Here is a 15,699-nt window from a genome sequence, read left to right as displayed (position 1 = left end):
CCGTTTGCCCCGGCAATCGAAAAGGAACTGGCTTTCCTCGCATCTCAAGCGCAACGTCCGACCATGCCGAAGCGTCCTACGGTACAGGTGTGGAACGGGATAGCCGATGGAAGCCGGCGCTGGTACTCTGGTAACTGGCAGCGCTGGGCACTCTCCGGCGCCAGTCGCACAGGTACGGGGGTTTTACGTGGTAAGGCACAGCATATTGGCAGGAGCGCTGGCGTTCATGACGCTGGGGCAGCAGGCGCAACAGACGACGACCGAAGAGGCCTCGGCCGCTCAGCAGATTCCCGATGCGCCCAGGCCGCAGGTCGGCCTGCCTACAGTGAATTCGGTTCGTCCTGGCATGGGGACCACGCCAACCTCCAACGATGGCGCCACGCCTGCGGATCAGGCAGCGGCAACCCCCTCTCAATTGCCTTCGACTCCGGCAGCTGACCAGAAGACCCCGGATGACGATGGTCCTCCGCCAGACTCCAGTGCCGAGGCCTTTAAGCTGGTCGTGCGCACCAACTTCGTCGAAGTGCCCTTTACCGTAAAGGACAACAAACAGCGTCTGGTGCCAGGCCTCACCTGGCGCGAGGTGAAGATCTACGAGAACAACGTGCCGCAGCGTCCGGCAATCTTTACCACCGACCCCATGCCGCTGTCCGTGGCCATCGTCGTCGACCAGAGCCTGACCCAGGACAACATGACGAAGGTGAATAATTCGCTCGCCGCGCTGCAGGGTGCCTTTGCCCCATACGACGAGGTTGCGGTCTTCACCTACAACAACGGCCCCCGCAAGCTGACCGACTTTACCGGATCGCAGAGTGCCCGCCTGAACTTCGCCCTGGAGCGCGCAAAGGCCCCGGGACGCGAGACCTACATGAACATGGGCGGTCCCATGTCGCAGACCAATGAGCTGAACGGCAAGGTCTTCGATCCCAATACGGCTCCGGTCCGCAACAGTCAGGCCATTGAACTGAAGGTTCCAAAGGAAATTCACACGCTCAACGACGCCATCCTGGAAGCGGCGAAGACAACCGCCAAGGCTGGCAAGGGCCGCCGCCGCATCGTCTACGTGATCAGCGACGGCAAGGAGTACGGCTCTCAGGCGAAGATGAAGGACGTCATCCGCTACCTGCAGACCAACAAGATTGCGGTATATGGCACGCTGGTGGGTGACTCCTCCATGCCGGTCATCGGCTACCTGGATAAGATCCACCTCCCGTTGACGATGCGCGACAACGCGCTGATCGCCTACAAGGACGCGACCGGAGGCAATCTGGAGGCCGAGCTTCGTCAGAAGGGCATCGAGGAGAGCTTCCAGAAGATCTTCGAGGAAGTCCGGACGCAGTACACCGTCGGCTACTACTCGCATGAGCCGTTCATCGACGGCAAGTACCGTACGCTGGAACTGCGCGTGATGCGCCCGAACCTGACCGTGATCGCCAAAAAGGGCTACTTCCCGACGGCGAGTGATTCAGGCCCGGAGAACATCATTCAGCACAAATAAGACGAAGAATGCTTCAGGCAAACGCATTGTTGGCGCTGGCCGCCGCCGTCCTATGGGGCGGCGGCGATTTTGCTGGCGGCATGGGAGCAAAACACTCCGGCAGCTCCGTACCGGGCGCGTTGCGCGTGGTGATGACCAGCCACGCCTCCAGCCTCCTGGTGCTGACGATCATCGGCCTATTGCGCGGAGACGCCCTTCCGCACGGTGCCGCGCTGGGCTGGAGCATACTGTCCGGCGCTATGGGATGCCTCTCCGTCACGATGTTTTACATCGCCCTCTCCCGGGGTGCGATGGGGGCCTCGGCTGCCGTCAGCGGCCTTCTGGCCGCGGCGATTCCTTCGACTGTGGCCATCGCCCACGATGGACGTCCCGGCTGGATGACTCTGGTTGGCTTCGTCATCGCAGGCTCTGCCATCTGGCTGATCGCAGCCGGTGAGAATCCCGAGGCTACACCCGCCTCCGCTGGCACAATGTGGCTGGCGGTAGCCTCAGGGGCAGGCTTCGGAATCTACTTTGTCGCCCTGAAATACGCCGCTGCCGCCGGGCTGGTATGGCCCATGGCCACGGCAAGACTGACCAGCGTACTGCTCGGATCGACAATGGTCCTCGGCATGGCTCTGACCGCAAAAGACCGCGGGATGCGGAAGATCTGGCTGCCGAAGAAGGCAATTCTCTGGGGCCTGGCAACGGCTTTCGGGGATACGACCGGAAACCTGCTCTTTATGGCGGCAACACGCGCTGGCCGCCTCGATGTCGCCTCTGTGCTGGCCTCGCTTTACCCTGCCTCGACCATCCTGCTGGCGGCATGGACGCTCCATGAACGTCCTACCCGGCGCCAGGGGATCGGAATGGCGATCGCTGCGGTCGCAGTCATAATGATCACCCTCTAGATATTGCAAATAAATACTTTACAGGCGAAGCATCCTGCCTACAGCTTGATCTTGCTGGCGTCCATCGTCGGCTCAGGAAAGGTGAGATTCAACGAGGTCATCAGATCGACGAGAATCTGGGAGATCACCACGTTGCGGTACCACTTATGGTCCGCCGGAATGATGAACCAGGGGGCATGCTTGGTGCTGGTCGCCGGTAGCAGCTCCTCGTAGGCCTGCTGGTACTGATCCCAGTACTTCCGCTCCTGGAAGTCGCCCTCCGAGAGCTTCCAGTGCTTTTCCGGGGTATCGATGCGCGACTGCAGGCGGGACGTCTGTTCCTTCCGGGATATGTGAAGGAAGAACTTCAACATCAGAACGTCGTTATCGGCCAGGATGGACTCAAAGGCGCGGATATTCTCCAGGCGGCGCTTTATGTCCTTTGGTGGCAATAACTTATGTACCGATGGGACGAGGATATCCTCGTAATGAGAGCGGTTGAAGATCTGAATCATGCCGCGCGGGGGCACCTGGGAGTGAATACGCCAGAGAAAGTCATGCCGCTCCTCGAGAGGAGTTGGCGGCTTGAAGGCGGCCACATCACATCCCTGCGGATTGACGCCGGAGAAGATGTGGCTGATCGCACCGTCTTTTCCGCCCGTGTCCATTCCCTGCAAAACGATCAGCAACGCCTTTTTCTGGCTGGCGTTAAAGACCTCCTGCAACGCGATGAGATGGTTCCTGTGCTCGACGAGGATCTCTTCGGCGGCGGCATGGCTCTTAAATCCGCCTGTAACGCTGGCATCGATCCGCGACAGCTTGATCTTTGCGCGCGGCTTCACCAGGTAGGGCGATTTAATTTTCATCGTTTAGGGGGTAAAACGAAGGAAAACAGAGATGCCGGCGGGGAGGGTCGCTCCCCACCGCACCGGATTACTTGGCCGTCTCTTCAGGCTTCGGTGTAACGGTATGCGCGTCGGCAGGCTTGTTGACGTCGTCGGCTACGCCCTTCATGCCGTCCTTGAAGCCCTTGAGGCCCTCGCCGAGTCCCTTGCCGAGCTCAGGCAGCTTCTTGCCGCCAAAGAGCACGATCACGATGACCGCGATAATCATGAGATGTGTTGGTTGGAATAGATCGCCCATACGAAGTCTCCCTTGCAGAACCGCTCTGCGCTGGGCAGACGGCGGCAAGACAATTGTCGCACAGGAAAGGGATGGGTGGAGATGGTCTGCCTCCGCTTCTTCTGCGGAGAATGCGTTGGGCCGTCAGGGGATGAGATGACAGGAATGCGCAATTCGCAGTCCTCTACAGGAGCACGATAGGGGCCGAACGTTATATCTTGGAAGGGTAAGCGAAAAGCAGGAGTTTGATGTTGGAGAAGAAGACGCAGGGATTTGTGTGGCCGCGGGAGGCAAGGGGAACGCGGTGGGCTGGCCGTATCGGCTTGGGCTTATTGGCAATGACGGTAACTTTTGGCGCCGGTCTCGCACAAGCGCAGACACAGACGCAGGCACCGTCGACGTCGACGTCGATGTCAACAGCTGGACAGGCGACAGATACACCGTTCCCGCATAAGACACGGTTCGGTGCGATCGCCCCGGTGACCTACGACAACAAGTATGAGGTCTACGGCGGCATCAACTTTATGAACTTCCAGGCCGGCCAGGACCTGCCGAAGCGCATGAATCTCGGCGGCGGCGAGCTGCTGGGAACCTGGTGGGCGAAGCCCCGCCTCGGTATCGGCGCGGAGTGGCGTGGCGAGTGGGGCACGACACCGGTGAAGCCGAATCCGTACTTCAACGGCCGCGCGCTGGTTGGCATGCAGATGGTGATGGGCGGTGTGCAGTATCGCGGACCCAAGAACCAGTATGCAGCGCTGAACTACCACGCCTATGCCGGTATGGCGCATGGCAGCTTCGACCACACGATCAATTCGGCGAAGATTCCTGACGTCTACCTGCCGCAGGTGGGCCTCTACTCCAACCGCAATGCCTTTGTCTCCGCGCTGGGTGCCAGCGTGGACATCAACAAGTCGAAGAACTGGGCGATCCGCCTCTCTCCCGACCTGATGCTCGAGCACTTTGGCACCGAGACACGCACCTTCTTCGCTATCTCGGGCGGCGTGATCTACCGCATCGGCAAGCGATAGCGCTCCAGGCGGCTTGCTCCGCCGTGCAGCAGCTTCCAAACAAACAGAACGGCGACTCCTTCGAGTCGCCGTTCTGTTTGTCCTGCCTTCGCGTATCTGCGAGCCCACAGTGGCGGCTACGAGCCGCCCTGCTGTAGGAATCCCGGGGAGACCGGGTTCTCGTAGATGGAGTAATCACGGGTCACCACGGTCAGTCCGCTCGCTGAGACAAAGTAGTTCTTGCGATCCTCTTCCGAGTCATAGCCGATCACGGTTCCGTCCGGGATATGCACGTCGCGATCGATAATGGCGTGGCGAATACGGCAATGCCTGCCAATGTTGACATGCGAGAAGATGATGGACGAATCCACATCCGCATAGGAGTTCACGCGTACATCCTGCGAGAGCACTGAGTTACGGATGACGGCTCCCGAGATGATCGAGCCTGCCGAGACGATGGAGTTGATACCCATACCGGTACGGCCGGGCTCGCCGAAGACGAACTTTGCCGGAGGATACTGGTACGGCCGGGTACGCATCGGCCAGCTCTTGTCGTACAGGTTGAACGTCGGCGAGACCGAGGCGATGTCCATGTTGGCCTCGTAGTACGCCTCGAGCGTTCCGACATCGCGCCAGTACAGTGCCTTCTGCTTGTTCTCGTCGACGAAGTTGTAGGCCATCATCTTGAAGCGGCCCAGCAGGTTGGGAAGGATGTTATGGCCGAAGTCATGCTTCGACTGCGGATCTTCCGCGTCCTTGACCAGCTCCGGAAGCAGTACATCGGTGTTGAAGATGTAGATGCCCATGGAGACATCGACCATATCGGGATTGAAGGGCGAGCGAACGCTGGTCTCCTTTGGCTTCTCGATAAAGCCGGTCACCTCGCCGTTGCGGGAGACCTCGACGACACCAAAGGCGGCGACCTCAGTAGGAGCCACCGGAAGGGTCGCGAGTGTGACATCCGCCTTGCTCTGGATATGCTGCTCCAGCATCAGGGCATAGTTCATCTTGTAGATGTGATCGCCCGAGAGGATGATCACGTAGCGCGGCTGCTCCGAGCCGATGGAGTAGATGTTCTGGTAAACGGCGTCTGCCGTGCCCTGGTACCAGGACTTGGAGACACGCTGCATAGGGGGAAGAATCTCGATGAATTCGCCTAACTCGGAACCCACCACCGAGCTCCATCCTTCGCGGATGTGCCGGTTCAGAGAGAGCGCCTTGTACTGCGTCAGAATGTAAACACGTCGCAGATCGGAGTTAATGCAGTTCGACAGGGTAATGTCGATGATCCGGTACTGCCCGGCAAAGGGTACAGCGGGCTTTGCGCGGTCCCGGGTGAGAGGAAAGAGTCGTTCGCCAGCCCCACCAGCGAGAAGTACACCAAGAGTATCTTTCATCGTTTCAAATCCTCAGAGCCGTCCTTTGAAGGACGCCCTGTCTGTGGGATGCACAAAAAGGGACGCGCGTCGTGGGAGCGAGACGTGAGTCTAGCATGTGGCGATGATTTTCTCGCGAGATGGAGATCAGGGTTCCCATTGCGAGTCCCCTGCCTGAACCAACTTGAAGTGACTGAGCGCCTTAGGAGGCGGCGTCAGCGTCCGTCATCGCATCGTTGTCGCTCTCGCTGACACTGATGCGCAGAGATTTCAGGAAGTTCAGGTCACTGGAGGTGAAGGGGCCGTCGGTCTCTTCGGTCACCTCTTCTGCTTCATCGGCTGCGTCTTCCACTTCGTTCAGGCCAATTGTGGCCTCGAGCATCAGAAGAACGTCAAAGCCTTCTTCACGGATATTCTTGACGACACCGGCTATGTCTTCTGATTCGGAGACGGTCTCATGGATCGCCTCGCCCAACTTCTGGATCAGGTTCTTAACCTTTTGATTCAATGCCACCTCCGACTGCCTGAATATACGATTCACCGCGCATCGGGTATTCCCTGCTGATGGTGACCGGAGGGAACGGCATTGCGTGGACGTCATTCGATCGTCTTGGGAACAGAATACGCCGAGGTTCACGGTGCTGCAACGGATTTAGAAATTGTTGGAGCCCGGAACCAAGCGCGATTCTCAGCAATCAACGACTTGAAAGTCTGCAAAGTCAGCCGGAGGTATGGTGATCGGACCACGCGACCTCAAGACGGTGCGCCAGTTCTTCCACAGGCTTGATCCTCTTTGGCCCCCAGACGATGAATCCGGCTGCCGCCGCGCAAAAACCGGCGACCCACCAGCAGGCGTTCTTCATGCATCCTCCCTCAGCCTTGTGGCTTTTTGCTGTGCTAACCGGTGTGATGCAGGCAAGCGGGGCGACGTTTCATGGCAGGTGAGGAGGTTCTGTCAGGAAATGTGCAGGGTCGGCTACACTTTGTAGCATGGATTCGGTTCGTTTCGGACGGGCATTGGGCTTTGGGGCAAGGGCAGCGGCTAAAACGCTCGTCGCAGCCGTCGACGCCGCCTCAGCTCCAAACCCCACCAGGCCTGCAACCGGGCAGGCCCCTCGCCCCGCTGCGCAGACGGTGACGGAGGCTCCAGGGCAATCCGCACAGCCGACCCGGCGCAGCGCCGAAGATGTGGTGCAACAGGTGGCTCGTGCCGCGACGCAGGTCAAACAGACGACCGATGGGTTGAACCAGCACGGACGCCAGTTACAGCAATCAGTCATGGCGCCGGTCAAGCGGCTTTCGGGCGTCCTTTGGCTGGAGTTTACCGGCTCCTTCTTTGGCTTGTTTGCCGTCTCCGCGGCAAGCGCAGCGTGGAAGCTGCGAGGCGCCCTGCACGAAACCCCGGGAAACCATGACGCGCACACCAAGCTGCTCGTGGCAATCCTTATCTGTGTCCTGTTCAGCTATTTCTGCGCGAGCAGCTTTGTGCGGGCCAAGCGGCGGGAACGCGCTCGCTGAGACCAGCCCGGCGCTAATCCCCTGATTTCCGGATACACTGTTGCGCCTATGGCGAAGATGCCCGAACCCCTCAAAACGAAGCCGGTCAAGACGAGTTCGGGGATCGCTGTCGACCGGGTTTATGGCCCGGAGAGTCTGACCGGCTTCGATCCGCATGAGGCACTCGGCGAGCCGGGGGAATACCCCTTTACCCGCGGCACGCAGGCGACCATGTACCGCGGCCGGCTATGGACGATGCGGCAGTATGCCGGCATGGGCGACGCCGAAGAATCGAACCGCCGCTACAAATTTCTGCTGTCGCAGGGAACGAAGGGTCTCAGCATAGCCTTCGACCTGCCGACACAGATCGGCTACGACTCGGACTCTCCCTATGCCCTGGGCGAGGTGGGCCGTGTGGGCGTGGCCATCGACTCCATCGAGGACATGGAACGGCTGCTGGATGGCATCCGTCTGGACACCATCTCCACCTCCATGACGATCAATGCCACCGCACCGATTCTGCTGGCGCTCTATGTCGCCGTGGCCAGGCGGCAGGGCGCTGACCTGCATCGGCTCGCAGGCACGGTCCAGAACGACATCCTGAAGGAGTACATCGCGCGAGGCACCTATATCTTTCCCGTGCAGCATGCCATGCGGCTGGTGACGGATGTACTGGCATGGACAGCGGTCGAGGTTCCGGAGTGGCATGCCATCTCCATCTCGGGCTACCACATGCGCGAGGCGGGATGCACTGCCGTCCAGGAGATCGCCTTCACGCTGGCCAATGGCATGACCTATGTGCAGGCTGCGATCGACGCCGGACTGGCAGTCGATACCTTCGCCCCCCGTCTCAGCTTCTTCTTCAACGCGCACAACAATCTGCTGGAAGAGGTCGCCAAGTTTCGCGCTGCACGGCGAATGTGGGCGAGCATCATGCGCGAACACTTCGGCGCAAAGAATCCGAAGAGCTGGATGCTGCGCTTCCACACGCAGACGGCCGGATCGACGTTGACCGCGCAACAGCCCGAGAACAACATCGTGCGCACCACGGTGCAGGCGCTGGCAGCTGTGCTGGGCGGGACGCAATCGCTGCACACCAACGGCTTCGACGAAGCTCTGGCGCTGCCCAGCGAGGCCGCCGCGAGAATCGCCCTGCGCACGCAGCAGGTGCTGGCATTTGAGAGTGGCGTCACCGATACGGTCGATCCGCTGGCGGGTTCCTACTACGTCGAATCGCTGACCAACGAGATCGAGTCTCGCGCCGAAGAGTATCTGACCAACATCGCGCGGTTCGACCTCGGGGGAAAATACGGCATGCTGCGCGCGATCGAGCAGGGCTACGTGCAGCGCGAGATCCAGACAGCCGCCTATGCCTTTCAGAGAGCCGTCGATGAGAAGACCACCATCGTTGTAGGCGTGAATGATTTTGTGGGCGCCGAGAGCAGCCCGGTGCCGCTTGAGCGCCGCGACGAGACGCTGGAGCAGCGACAGGTAGAGCGGCTGAAGGAGCTGCGTGTACGCCGCGATGCTGCTGCACATGCGGCGGCCTTGCGGGCGGTCATCGAAGGAGCACGCAGCAGTGAGAATCTGATGCCTCGCATTCAGGCAGCTGTCGAAGCCTATGCGACCGTAGGCGAGATTGCCGACGCCCTGCGCAGCGTCTTCGGCGAGTACCGCGAGTCCGTGGTGGTCTGATTCCTGCGCACCAACGCATCTGCCGAGGCCGCTCATCCGTCTGTTTATCAGGCTCTTCTGTTCGTCAGAATATGTTGAGGTTCTCGATGCGCTGGATTCGTCTCATTGTGATCTGTCTTGTTGCCATACTGGGAGCGACAGCGTTCGCTCAACAACCTGCCTCGGCGCCTGTGCCGCCAGCCCTCACGTCCGCCAAGAGCGTCTTTGTCTCCAACGCAGGATCGGACAGCGGCCTGTTTCCGCATCCGTTCAGCGGCGCCCCGGATCGCGCCTACAACGAGTTTTATGACGGAATGAAGGGGCTCGGGCGATTCGATCTGGTCAGCGATCCGTCGCAGGCCGATCTTGTGCTTGAGCTTCAGCTGACCGCTCCCAACGGCCCCAAGGACGCCGATAAGGCCAAGGGCGGATCGGATCCACTGCCCATGCTGCGACTGGTGATCTGGGATCGCAGGAGTCACTTTGTGCTCTGGGCTCTGACCGAATCCGTCGATAAGGCCAACCTGCAGAAGACGCACGACAAGAACTTCGATGACGCCATCTCCTCCCTTGTGAAGGACCTGGAGAGGATCGCCGGAACGAAACCGTGAGTTCCGCCCAGCAGCTTTCATTGACCGTGTCGAACCGCCCAACTAAAGTTGGGAGAGAGGACACGAATCTTGCCAGAAACTGCTGCTCCCCTACGTAAAACTGCTCTGAATGCCGTCCACCGCGCCGCGAAGGCCAAGATGGTGGACTTTGGCGGCTGGGATATGCCGGTCGACTGCTGCGGTCTGACCGCCGAGCACATGGCCGTGCGCACGGGCGTGGGCGTCTTCGATGTCTCGCACATGGGCGATATTCAGCTGCGCGGGCCGGGATCGCTGGCCGCGGTGCAGAAGCTGTGCATGAACGATGCCTCCAAGCTGCAGATCGGGCAGGCGCACTACTCGGCGATGCTGTACCCGAACGGTACCTTTGTCGATGACGTCGTGGTGCATAAGCTGTCCGATAACGATTACCTGATTGTGATCAACGCCGGCACACGCGAGAAGGACGTGCAGTGGGTGCGCTCGCAGATCGGCTCCATGCCGGGCGTACACGTCAACGACTTCAGCGATTACTACACGCAGCTTGCCATTCAGGGACCGAAGGCGATCGACGTCCTGCAGAAGCTGACGCCGGTCGATCTCGCCCCGATCAAAAACTACTGGTTCACCTGGGGACAGGTCTGCGGTCTGCACAACGTAATGATCGCCCGCACCGGATACACCGGCGAAGACGGATTCGAGATCTACATCCCCTCGGACGAACCCACCAGCGCACGCGTGTGGAACGAGGTGCTGGAGGCGGGCAAGGAGTTCGGCATCCTCGCCTGCGGCCTGGGCGCTCGCAACACGCTGCGGCTTGAGGCAGCGATGGCACTCTACGGTCACGAGATCTCCGACACGATCAACGTCTTCGAGGCTGGCCTGGGACGCTACGCCAAGCTCGACAAGGGTGACTTCGTCGGCCGCGATGCTCTGGTAAAGGTTCAGGAAGAGGGTGGCCCGAAGCGCAAATTGGTCGGCCTGGAGATGATCGAGCGCGGCATCGGCCGCGACGGCTATCCCGTCTTCTCGCTCGACGGCGCGAAGATCGGTGAAATCACCAGCGGATCGCCCGCGCCCTTCCTGAAGAAGAACATCGCGCTGGCCTACGTGCCGGTGGAGTTCGGAGCGCTCGACACCGAAGTCGCCGTGGAAATTCGCGGACAGATGGTGAAGGCGAAGGTTGTCCCCACGCCGTTCTACAAACGGCCCAAGAAGGCTTAGCTGCCTGCTCTCAGCCTTTCATCGATGCAGCATATAACGTCGACTCAGCCCAAACCTAGTGGCTATGAACTGTCTTTAGCGGAGGAAGTATGCAGTTTCTTGTTTTGACTGAACGGCGGATGGACCAGTTCCCTGCGGAGATGTGGACGCCGGAGCTTTTGGAGGCTGAGTCGCAGCGCGTGCGCCAGCTCTATGCCGCCGGCGTGGTACGCAGCATCTGGCGGCGCAAAGATCAGCCTGGCGCTGTCCTCCTGCTGGAGGTCGCGACCGAAGCAGAGGCAAAGGAGGCAGTCGAGAGTCTCCCCCTGGCCCAGAAGGGCATGCTGACTTTTTCTGTGACGACAGGACTGGAACCGTATCCGGGGTTTGGGCCGCGCTGAGCCAGATCCTCCAGCATTTTCCACAGAAAAACCTCTACAATATTTGAGGAGACCTCCAAAACAATCTATGTCCTATCCTGCGGATTACAAGTACACCAAGGAACACGAGTGGATCAGCGTCGACGGCACCAAGGGTACGGTCGGCATCACCGATTACGCGCAGAGCTCGCTGGGCGATATCGTCTTTGTCGATCTGCCGAAGGTGGGCGATCCGGTGAAGGCCGGTGAGATCTTCGGCTCGGTGGAGTCGGTGAAGGCAGTCTCGGACCTTTACTCGCCGGTGACCGGCACAGTCGCTGAGATCAACGAGGCCCTGAAGGACGCTCCGGAAAAGATCAACTCCGATGCCAACACCACATGGATGCTGAAGGTTGAACTTTCCGATGCGGCGGAGCTGGAGAAGCTGTTGTCGGCCGCCGACTACGAAAAATTCGTCAGCGAAGAGACCGGACACTAAAGACATGCGTTATTTGCCGAAATCCCCCGCCGATCGCGCGGAGATGCTGGCCGAGATTGGCGCGGCATCGATCGACGATCTGTTTGCGACCATCCCCGCGGAGTATCAGTTCAAGCGTGATCTCGCGATTCCCCGTCAACATGGGGAGTCGGAGATCATCGACCGCTTCCGCGCGTTTGCGGATCAGAACGCCAACGGCTATGCGAGCTTCCTGGGCGCCGGTGTGTACCGGCACTACCGCCCGGTGCTGATCGACACCGTCGTCTCGCGTGGTGAGTTTTTGACCAGTTACACGCCGTACCAGCCGGAGATCGCGCAGGGCACGCTGCAGGCGATGTTCGAGTTCCAGACCATGATCTGTGAGCTGACCGGCATGGAGATCGCCAATGCGTCGATGTATGACGGTTCCACCGGCGCCGCCGAAGCCATCATGATGGCAGTGCGCGTCACCGGCCGCGACGGCGCAGTCATCGCTCGCACGGTGCACCCGGAGTATCGCGAGGTGATCGCCACCTATGCGCTGCACCAGGAGATTCCGACGACCGAGGTTGGTTACGCGGAGAACGGACGCATCGATCTCGCTGCTCTTGATGCCGCCATCACGGACAACACGGCGTGCGTTCTGATCCAGTCGCCGAACTTCTTCGGCACGATTGAAGACGTTGCAGCGATCGCAGACATCGCCCACAAGAAGGGCGCGCTGCTGATCGTCTCCATCGCCGAGGCCATCTCGCTGGGCATCGTTAAGGCTCCGGTCGAGGCCGACATCGTCTCACTCGAAGCGCAGAGCTTCGGCGTGGCCCCCAGCTACGGCGGACCGTTCTGCGGCGTCATCGCCTGCAAGGAAAAGTTCCTGCGGCAGATGCCGGGCCGCATCGTCGGCGAGACCAAGGACATGGACGGCAAGCGCGGCTTCGTGCTCACGCTCTCCACCCGCGAGCAGCACATCCGCCGCGAGAAGGCCACCTCGAACATCTGCACCAACCAGGCGCTGGTGGCGATGATGACCACCGTCTTCCTCACCGTCTACGGCAAGGAAGGCATGAAGGATCTCGCCGTGCAGAATCTGGCCAAGGCAAAGTACGCCGCCGACACGCTCGGTCAGGCAGGCAAGGTTCTCTTTGCTGGCGCTCCCCGCTTCCACGAGTTCGTACTCGACCTCGGCAAGGACGCTGAAGCAGCAAACGCTGCACTGCTCGAGAAGAAGATCATCGGCGGCCTGCCGCTGGCGAAGTGGTACCCCGAGCTTGGCCCCAACGCCAGCCTCTGGTGCGCAACCGAGCTGACGGCGAAGACACAGATCGATGCTGCGGCTGAGGCGTTGAAGTAGTGGATATCTCCGAGATCATCGGCACCGAGCTGAACGCGGTGGAGTTTGTGCAGGACTATCTGCAGCTTCGCTTCGAGGCGCCGATGCTGACTTTCTACGCATGGCCGCACATTCTGTTCAGCGATTTTTCGCTGGCCTACGGCGAGCCGGAGTATCGCAACGCACTCTGCTCGCTGATCGGCGAGAAGGTAGAAGAGGCGACGCTCGAAGAGGGCGATTCGCTGACAGTGAAGTTTGAGAACGACACGGTCATCGCCCTGTCGTTGCGGGAAGAGGACCTCGATGGGCCGCAGGCCGGAGCCTACTCCGACAGCGGTTTAACGACGGACCAGATAGAGTTTTGAGGATCGCGGATGAGTGATACGAAGTTTGTCGGAACGCCGAAGAAGGTCACGACGCACGTCAACCAGAACGAAGACCTGATCTTCGAGAAGTCGTCTCCGGGTAAAAAGGCCTATCGCCTGGCCGAGCTCGACGTGCCCGAGGTCGATGCCGCTTCCCTTCTGGGAGATACGGTCCGCACCGACCTCGGCGTCATGCCGGAGCTGAGCGAGATCGAGATCGTGCGCCACTTCACGCGCCTGTCTACGTGGAACTACGCCATCGATCTCGGCATGTATCCTCTGGGCAGCTGCACCATGAAGTACAACCCACGCGTCAACGAGCTGGTCTCGCGGCTTGAGGGCATCGCCGACGCGCATCCCTATCAGCCGGAGTCGCTGTCGCAGGGCGCGCTGAGCATCATGAAGCTGCTGAGCGACTGCCTGATCGAGATCACCGGCATGGACACAATCACGCTGCAGCCCGCAGCCGGTGCCCACGGCGAGTTCACGGGCATCCTGCTTGTTCGCGCCTATCACGAGAGTAAGGGCAATGCCCGCAAAAAGATCCTGATTCCGGACTCGGCGCACGGCACCAACCCCGCGACAGCCGCAGTCTGCGGCTACCAGGTGGCGAACCTGAAGTCGAACGCGCAGGGCATGGTGGACATCGCCGAGCTCGAGCGCATGGTCGACGAAGATACCGCCGCGCTGATGCTTACGAATCCTTCGACCATCGGCGTCTTCGAGAGCGAGATTCACAAGATCGCCGACATCCTCCACGCGAAGGGCGCCCTGCTGTACATGGACGGCGCCAACATGAACGCTCTGGTCGGCAAGACGCGGCCCGGCGACTTCGGCGTGGACGTGATGCACCTGAACCTGCACAAGACCTTCTCCACGCCGCATGGTGGCGGTGGCCCGGGATCGGGTCCGGTCGCCTGCAAGAAGATCCTCGAGCCGTTCCTGCCGAAGCCGGTGGTCGTTACACGCCCCGACGGCCTGCTCGCGCTCGACTACGACAGGCCCGAGAGCATCGGTCGCGTGCGCATGTTCTACGGCAACTTCGGCATGTTCGTGCGTGCCCTGGCGTACATCCTCGCCAACGGCCCCGATGGCCTGCGTCAGACGACGGAAGATGCCGTGCTGAACGCCAACTACATCCGCGCCAAGCTCGAAGACACGTTTGATCTGCCGTACAAGGCTCCGTCGCTGCACGAGGTTGTCTTCTCGGACAAGCGTCAGGCCAAGAACGGTGTGAAGACCGGCGATATGGGCAAACGCTTAATCGACTATGGCTTCCACGCCTACACAGTCTCTTTCCCGCTCGTCGTTCCTGGCGCGATGATGATCGAGCCGACAGAAAGCGAGAGCCGCGAAGAACTCGACCTGCTAATCGACGCGCTCAAACAGATCGCAAGAGAGGCCGACGAGAATCCCGAGATCGTGACGACCTCGCCGCAGACAACGCGCCTGCGACGCCTGGACGAGACGACCGCCGCACGCAAGCCGATCCTGCGCTGGAAACCGGTTCCGAACGGAACCAGGGACTCCAACGCACTGACGCCCGATACTGCCGCCAAGGAGTGGTAAGAGTCACCAGCCTTCTCCACCAGTCGACGTTGAAACAAAGAAGCCCCGAAGCCATCAGGCCTCGGGGCTTCTTGCTGCCTGGGATGTGTACTAGCCAGCTACTGCGCGGTGATGGCGACGGACTCGTCGACGTTCTCCCACTTGACGTGCAGCTCGGTGGAGTTGCCGCTGGTCTTCTCAAACGAGATCGACATCTTCTCCTGCGGTGCGGGCAGCGCCGCAGACTTCATCGGGATACGGGCAAAGTCCTGCGACTGGTTATAAACGGTGCCCCACTGCCCCGTCTGCTTGCTGACGATCAGCAACCACTGGCCTGCGCTGGGCATCGTGTAGAGCGTGTAGGTGCCTGCAGGGACGGACGTATCGCCGATCTTGAGGCTGGTATTGGTCGCGAAGGCCGTGGCCTCGTTCGCACCGGTGCGCCAGACCTTATCGAAAGGTACAAGCTGTCCCATGACCTTGCGGCCACGCGCGGACGGAGCACCGTAGCTGATCTTGATCGCGCCGCTGCCGAGATCGACGTTGGCGGTCTCGCGCGGGCTGGGGATCGCGCCTCCCTGCTGTGCAATGGCAGTAGTGGCAAGCAGGAGACTACAGGCAAAGGATGCGACAGTGCGAAGCATAGACGGTCTCACTTTCAGAATCGATGGAACATTTGTGAATCTACCTCTTGGATGCTCAATCTCCACGGCGGGGCTGTCAAACTGGCGATCATGCTACGCTAGAGATACGCGCCCGTAGCTCAGCTGGATAGAGCGGCAG

18 protein-coding genes are annotated in these 15,699 nt (G+C 60.4%); 12 read left to right on the top strand and 6 right to left on the bottom strand.

Features of this window, described 5'->3' with window-relative positions; translation table 11 throughout:
- The first annotated feature begins 226 nt into the window (after positions 1 to 226).
- Positions 227 to 1,498 carry a VWA domain-containing protein gene (locus PW789_RS05020; RefSeq protein ID WP_299372354.1) on the top strand — a complete coding sequence of 424 codons (1,272 nt, stop codon included), beginning with the start codon at positions 227 to 229 and terminating at the stop codon, positions 1,496 to 1,498.
- A gap of 8 nt (positions 1,499 to 1,506) precedes the next feature.
- The gene (locus tag PW789_RS05015; protein ID WP_299372352.1) at positions 1,507 to 2,388 is read left to right on the top strand and encodes a DMT family transporter; all 882 of its coding nucleotides are present in this window, start codon (positions 1,507 to 1,509) and stop codon (positions 2,386 to 2,388) included.
- A 38-nt stretch (positions 2,389 to 2,426) separates the two neighbouring features.
- Here the strand turns inward: PW789_RS05015 and PW789_RS05010 are convergent, their stop codons facing one another.
- Together PW789_RS05010 and tatA are read right to left on the bottom strand one after the other, a co-directional pair.
- Entirely contained in the window at positions 2,427 to 3,233 is an 807-nt protein-coding gene (locus PW789_RS05010; protein WP_299372349.1) for a polyphosphate kinase 2 family protein, read from the bottom strand.
- Between the two features lie 67 nt (positions 3,234 to 3,300).
- Positions 3,301 to 3,510, bottom strand: a complete 210-nt coding sequence (tatA, locus tag PW789_RS05005; RefSeq protein ID WP_299372346.1) for a twin-arginine translocase TatA/TatE family subunit — start codon at positions 3,508 to 3,510, stop codon at positions 3,301 to 3,303.
- A gap of 227 nt (positions 3,511 to 3,737) precedes the next feature.
- On the opposite strand from tatA, the gene PW789_RS05000 reads away from it, so the two are divergent.
- The gene (locus PW789_RS05000) at positions 3,738 to 4,517 is read left to right on the top strand and encodes a hypothetical protein (protein WP_299372343.1); all 780 of its coding nucleotides are present in this window, start codon (positions 3,738 to 3,740) and stop codon (positions 4,515 to 4,517) included.
- Between the two features lie 116 nt (positions 4,518 to 4,633).
- Here PW789_RS05000 and glgC read toward each other — a convergent pair whose 3' ends face one another.
- From glgC to PW789_RS04985, 3 genes are all read right to left on the bottom strand, one after another.
- Complete coding sequence (glgC, locus tag PW789_RS04995) at positions 4,634 to 5,893, bottom strand: glucose-1-phosphate adenylyltransferase (protein WP_299372340.1); 1,260 nt, start codon at positions 5,891 to 5,893, stop codon at positions 4,634 to 4,636.
- Between the two features lie 181 nt (positions 5,894 to 6,074).
- Positions 6,075 to 6,380 carry a hypothetical protein gene (locus PW789_RS04990; RefSeq protein ID WP_299372338.1) on the bottom strand — a complete coding sequence of 102 codons (306 nt, stop codon included), beginning with the start codon at positions 6,378 to 6,380 and terminating at the stop codon, positions 6,075 to 6,077.
- A gap of 211 nt (positions 6,381 to 6,591) precedes the next feature.
- The gene (locus PW789_RS04985; protein ID WP_299372335.1) at positions 6,592 to 6,735 is read right to left on the bottom strand and encodes a hypothetical protein; all 144 of its coding nucleotides are present in this window, start codon (positions 6,733 to 6,735) and stop codon (positions 6,592 to 6,594) included.
- 127 nt (positions 6,736 to 6,862) lie between these two features.
- Here PW789_RS04985 and PW789_RS04980 point away from each other — a divergent pair, with 127 nt between their 5' ends.
- From PW789_RS04980 to gcvPB, 9 genes are all read left to right on the top strand, one after another.
- Positions 6,863 to 7,390: a hypothetical protein gene (locus PW789_RS04980; protein ID WP_299372332.1), complete on the top strand. Its 528-nt coding sequence runs from the start codon at positions 6,863 to 6,865 to the stop codon at positions 7,388 to 7,390.
- A gap of 48 nt (positions 7,391 to 7,438) precedes the next feature.
- Positions 7,439 to 9,064 (top strand): methylmalonyl-CoA mutase, encoded by a 1,626-nt coding sequence (locus PW789_RS04975; protein WP_299372329.1) that lies wholly within the window; start codon positions 7,439 to 7,441, stop codon positions 9,062 to 9,064.
- 86 nt (positions 9,065 to 9,150) lie between these two features.
- Positions 9,151 to 9,654 (top strand): hypothetical protein, encoded by a 504-nt coding sequence (locus PW789_RS04970; protein WP_299372326.1) that lies wholly within the window; start codon positions 9,151 to 9,153, stop codon positions 9,652 to 9,654.
- Between the two features lie 69 nt (positions 9,655 to 9,723).
- Positions 9,724 to 10,857 (top strand): glycine cleavage system aminomethyltransferase GcvT, encoded by a 1,134-nt coding sequence (gene gcvT, locus PW789_RS04965; RefSeq protein ID WP_299372323.1) that lies wholly within the window; start codon positions 9,724 to 9,726, stop codon positions 10,855 to 10,857.
- 89 nt (positions 10,858 to 10,946) lie between these two features.
- The gene (locus PW789_RS04960) at positions 10,947 to 11,237 is read left to right on the top strand and encodes a muconolactone Delta-isomerase family protein (protein WP_299372320.1); all 291 of its coding nucleotides are present in this window, start codon (positions 10,947 to 10,949) and stop codon (positions 11,235 to 11,237) included.
- A 67-nt stretch (positions 11,238 to 11,304) separates the two neighbouring features.
- Positions 11,305 to 11,694, top strand: coding sequence for a glycine cleavage system protein GcvH (gcvH, locus tag PW789_RS04955; protein WP_299372317.1), 390 nt, complete (start codon positions 11,305 to 11,307; stop codon positions 11,692 to 11,694).
- Between the two features lie 4 nt (positions 11,695 to 11,698).
- The gene (gcvPA, locus tag PW789_RS04950; protein WP_299372314.1) at positions 11,699 to 13,024 is read left to right on the top strand and encodes an aminomethyl-transferring glycine dehydrogenase subunit GcvPA; all 1,326 of its coding nucleotides are present in this window, start codon (positions 11,699 to 11,701) and stop codon (positions 13,022 to 13,024) included.
- A complete protein-coding gene (locus tag PW789_RS04945; protein WP_299372311.1) occupies positions 13,024 to 13,368 on the top strand; it encodes a hypothetical protein in 345 nt (114 codons plus the stop codon). The genes gcvPA and PW789_RS04945 overlap by 1 nt, the downstream gene beginning before the upstream one ends.
- 9 nt (positions 13,369 to 13,377) lie before the next feature.
- Entirely contained in the window at positions 13,378 to 14,937 is a 1,560-nt protein-coding gene (gene gcvPB, locus PW789_RS04940; RefSeq protein WP_299372308.1) for an aminomethyl-transferring glycine dehydrogenase subunit GcvPB, read from the top strand.
- Positions 14,938 to 15,035: 98 nt separating this feature from the next.
- Here the strand turns inward: gcvPB and PW789_RS04935 are convergent, their stop codons facing one another.
- Positions 15,036 to 15,560 carry a DUF2911 domain-containing protein gene (locus tag PW789_RS04935; protein WP_299372305.1) on the bottom strand — a complete coding sequence of 175 codons (525 nt, stop codon included), beginning with the start codon at positions 15,558 to 15,560 and terminating at the stop codon, positions 15,036 to 15,038.
- Between the last annotated feature and the right edge of the window lie 139 nt (positions 15,561 to 15,699).

Source organism: Edaphobacter sp., assembly GCF_028283685.1.
In the GTDB taxonomy this organism is placed as follows: Bacteria; Acidobacteriota; Terriglobia; order Terriglobales; family Acidobacteriaceae; genus Edaphobacter.
This window is presented reverse-complemented; position numbering and strand designations above follow the sequence as displayed.

What these genes read in the sequence shown, in the direction of transcription:
- gcvPB (WP_299372308.1), top strand. Translation starts at nt 13,378, where the DNA reads ATGAGTGATACGAAGTTTGTCGGAACGCCGAAGAAGGTCACGACGCAC.
- PW789_RS04985 (WP_299372335.1), bottom strand. Translation starts at nt 6,735, where the DNA reads ATGAAGAACGCCTGCTGGTGGGTCGCCGGTTTTTGCGCGGCGGCAGCC.
- PW789_RS05015 (WP_299372352.1), top strand. Translation starts at nt 1,507, where the DNA reads ATGCTTCAGGCAAACGCATTGTTGGCGCTGGCCGCCGCCGTCCTATGG.
- PW789_RS04935 (WP_299372305.1), bottom strand. Translation starts at nt 15,560, where the DNA reads ATGCTTCGCACTGTCGCATCCTTTGCCTGTAGTCTCCTGCTTGCCACT.
- gcvH (WP_299372317.1), top strand. Translation starts at nt 11,305, where the DNA reads ATGTCCTATCCTGCGGATTACAAGTACACCAAGGAACACGAGTGGATC.
- PW789_RS04960 (WP_299372320.1), top strand. Translation starts at nt 10,947, where the DNA reads ATGCAGTTTCTTGTTTTGACTGAACGGCGGATGGACCAGTTCCCTGCG.
- PW789_RS04980 (WP_299372332.1), top strand. Translation starts at nt 6,863, where the DNA reads ATGGATTCGGTTCGTTTCGGACGGGCATTGGGCTTTGGGGCAAGGGCA.
- glgC (WP_299372340.1), bottom strand. Translation starts at nt 5,893, where the DNA reads ATGAAAGATACTCTTGGTGTACTTCTCGCTGGTGGGGCTGGCGAACGA.
- PW789_RS04975 (WP_299372329.1), top strand. Translation starts at nt 7,439, where the DNA reads ATGGCGAAGATGCCCGAACCCCTCAAAACGAAGCCGGTCAAGACGAGT.
- PW789_RS05000 (WP_299372343.1), top strand. Translation starts at nt 3,738, where the DNA reads ATGTTGGAGAAGAAGACGCAGGGATTTGTGTGGCCGCGGGAGGCAAGG.
- PW789_RS05020 (WP_299372354.1), top strand. Translation starts at nt 227, where the DNA reads ATGACGCTGGGGCAGCAGGCGCAACAGACGACGACCGAAGAGGCCTCG.
- gcvPA (WP_299372314.1), top strand. Translation starts at nt 11,699, where the DNA reads ATGCGTTATTTGCCGAAATCCCCCGCCGATCGCGCGGAGATGCTGGCC.
- PW789_RS05010 (WP_299372349.1), bottom strand. Translation starts at nt 3,233, where the DNA reads ATGAAAATTAAATCGCCCTACCTGGTGAAGCCGCGCGCAAAGATCAAG.
- tatA (WP_299372346.1), bottom strand. Translation starts at nt 3,510, where the DNA reads ATGGGCGATCTATTCCAACCAACACATCTCATGATTATCGCGGTCATC.
- PW789_RS04970 (WP_299372326.1), top strand. Translation starts at nt 9,151, where the DNA reads ATGCGCTGGATTCGTCTCATTGTGATCTGTCTTGTTGCCATACTGGGA.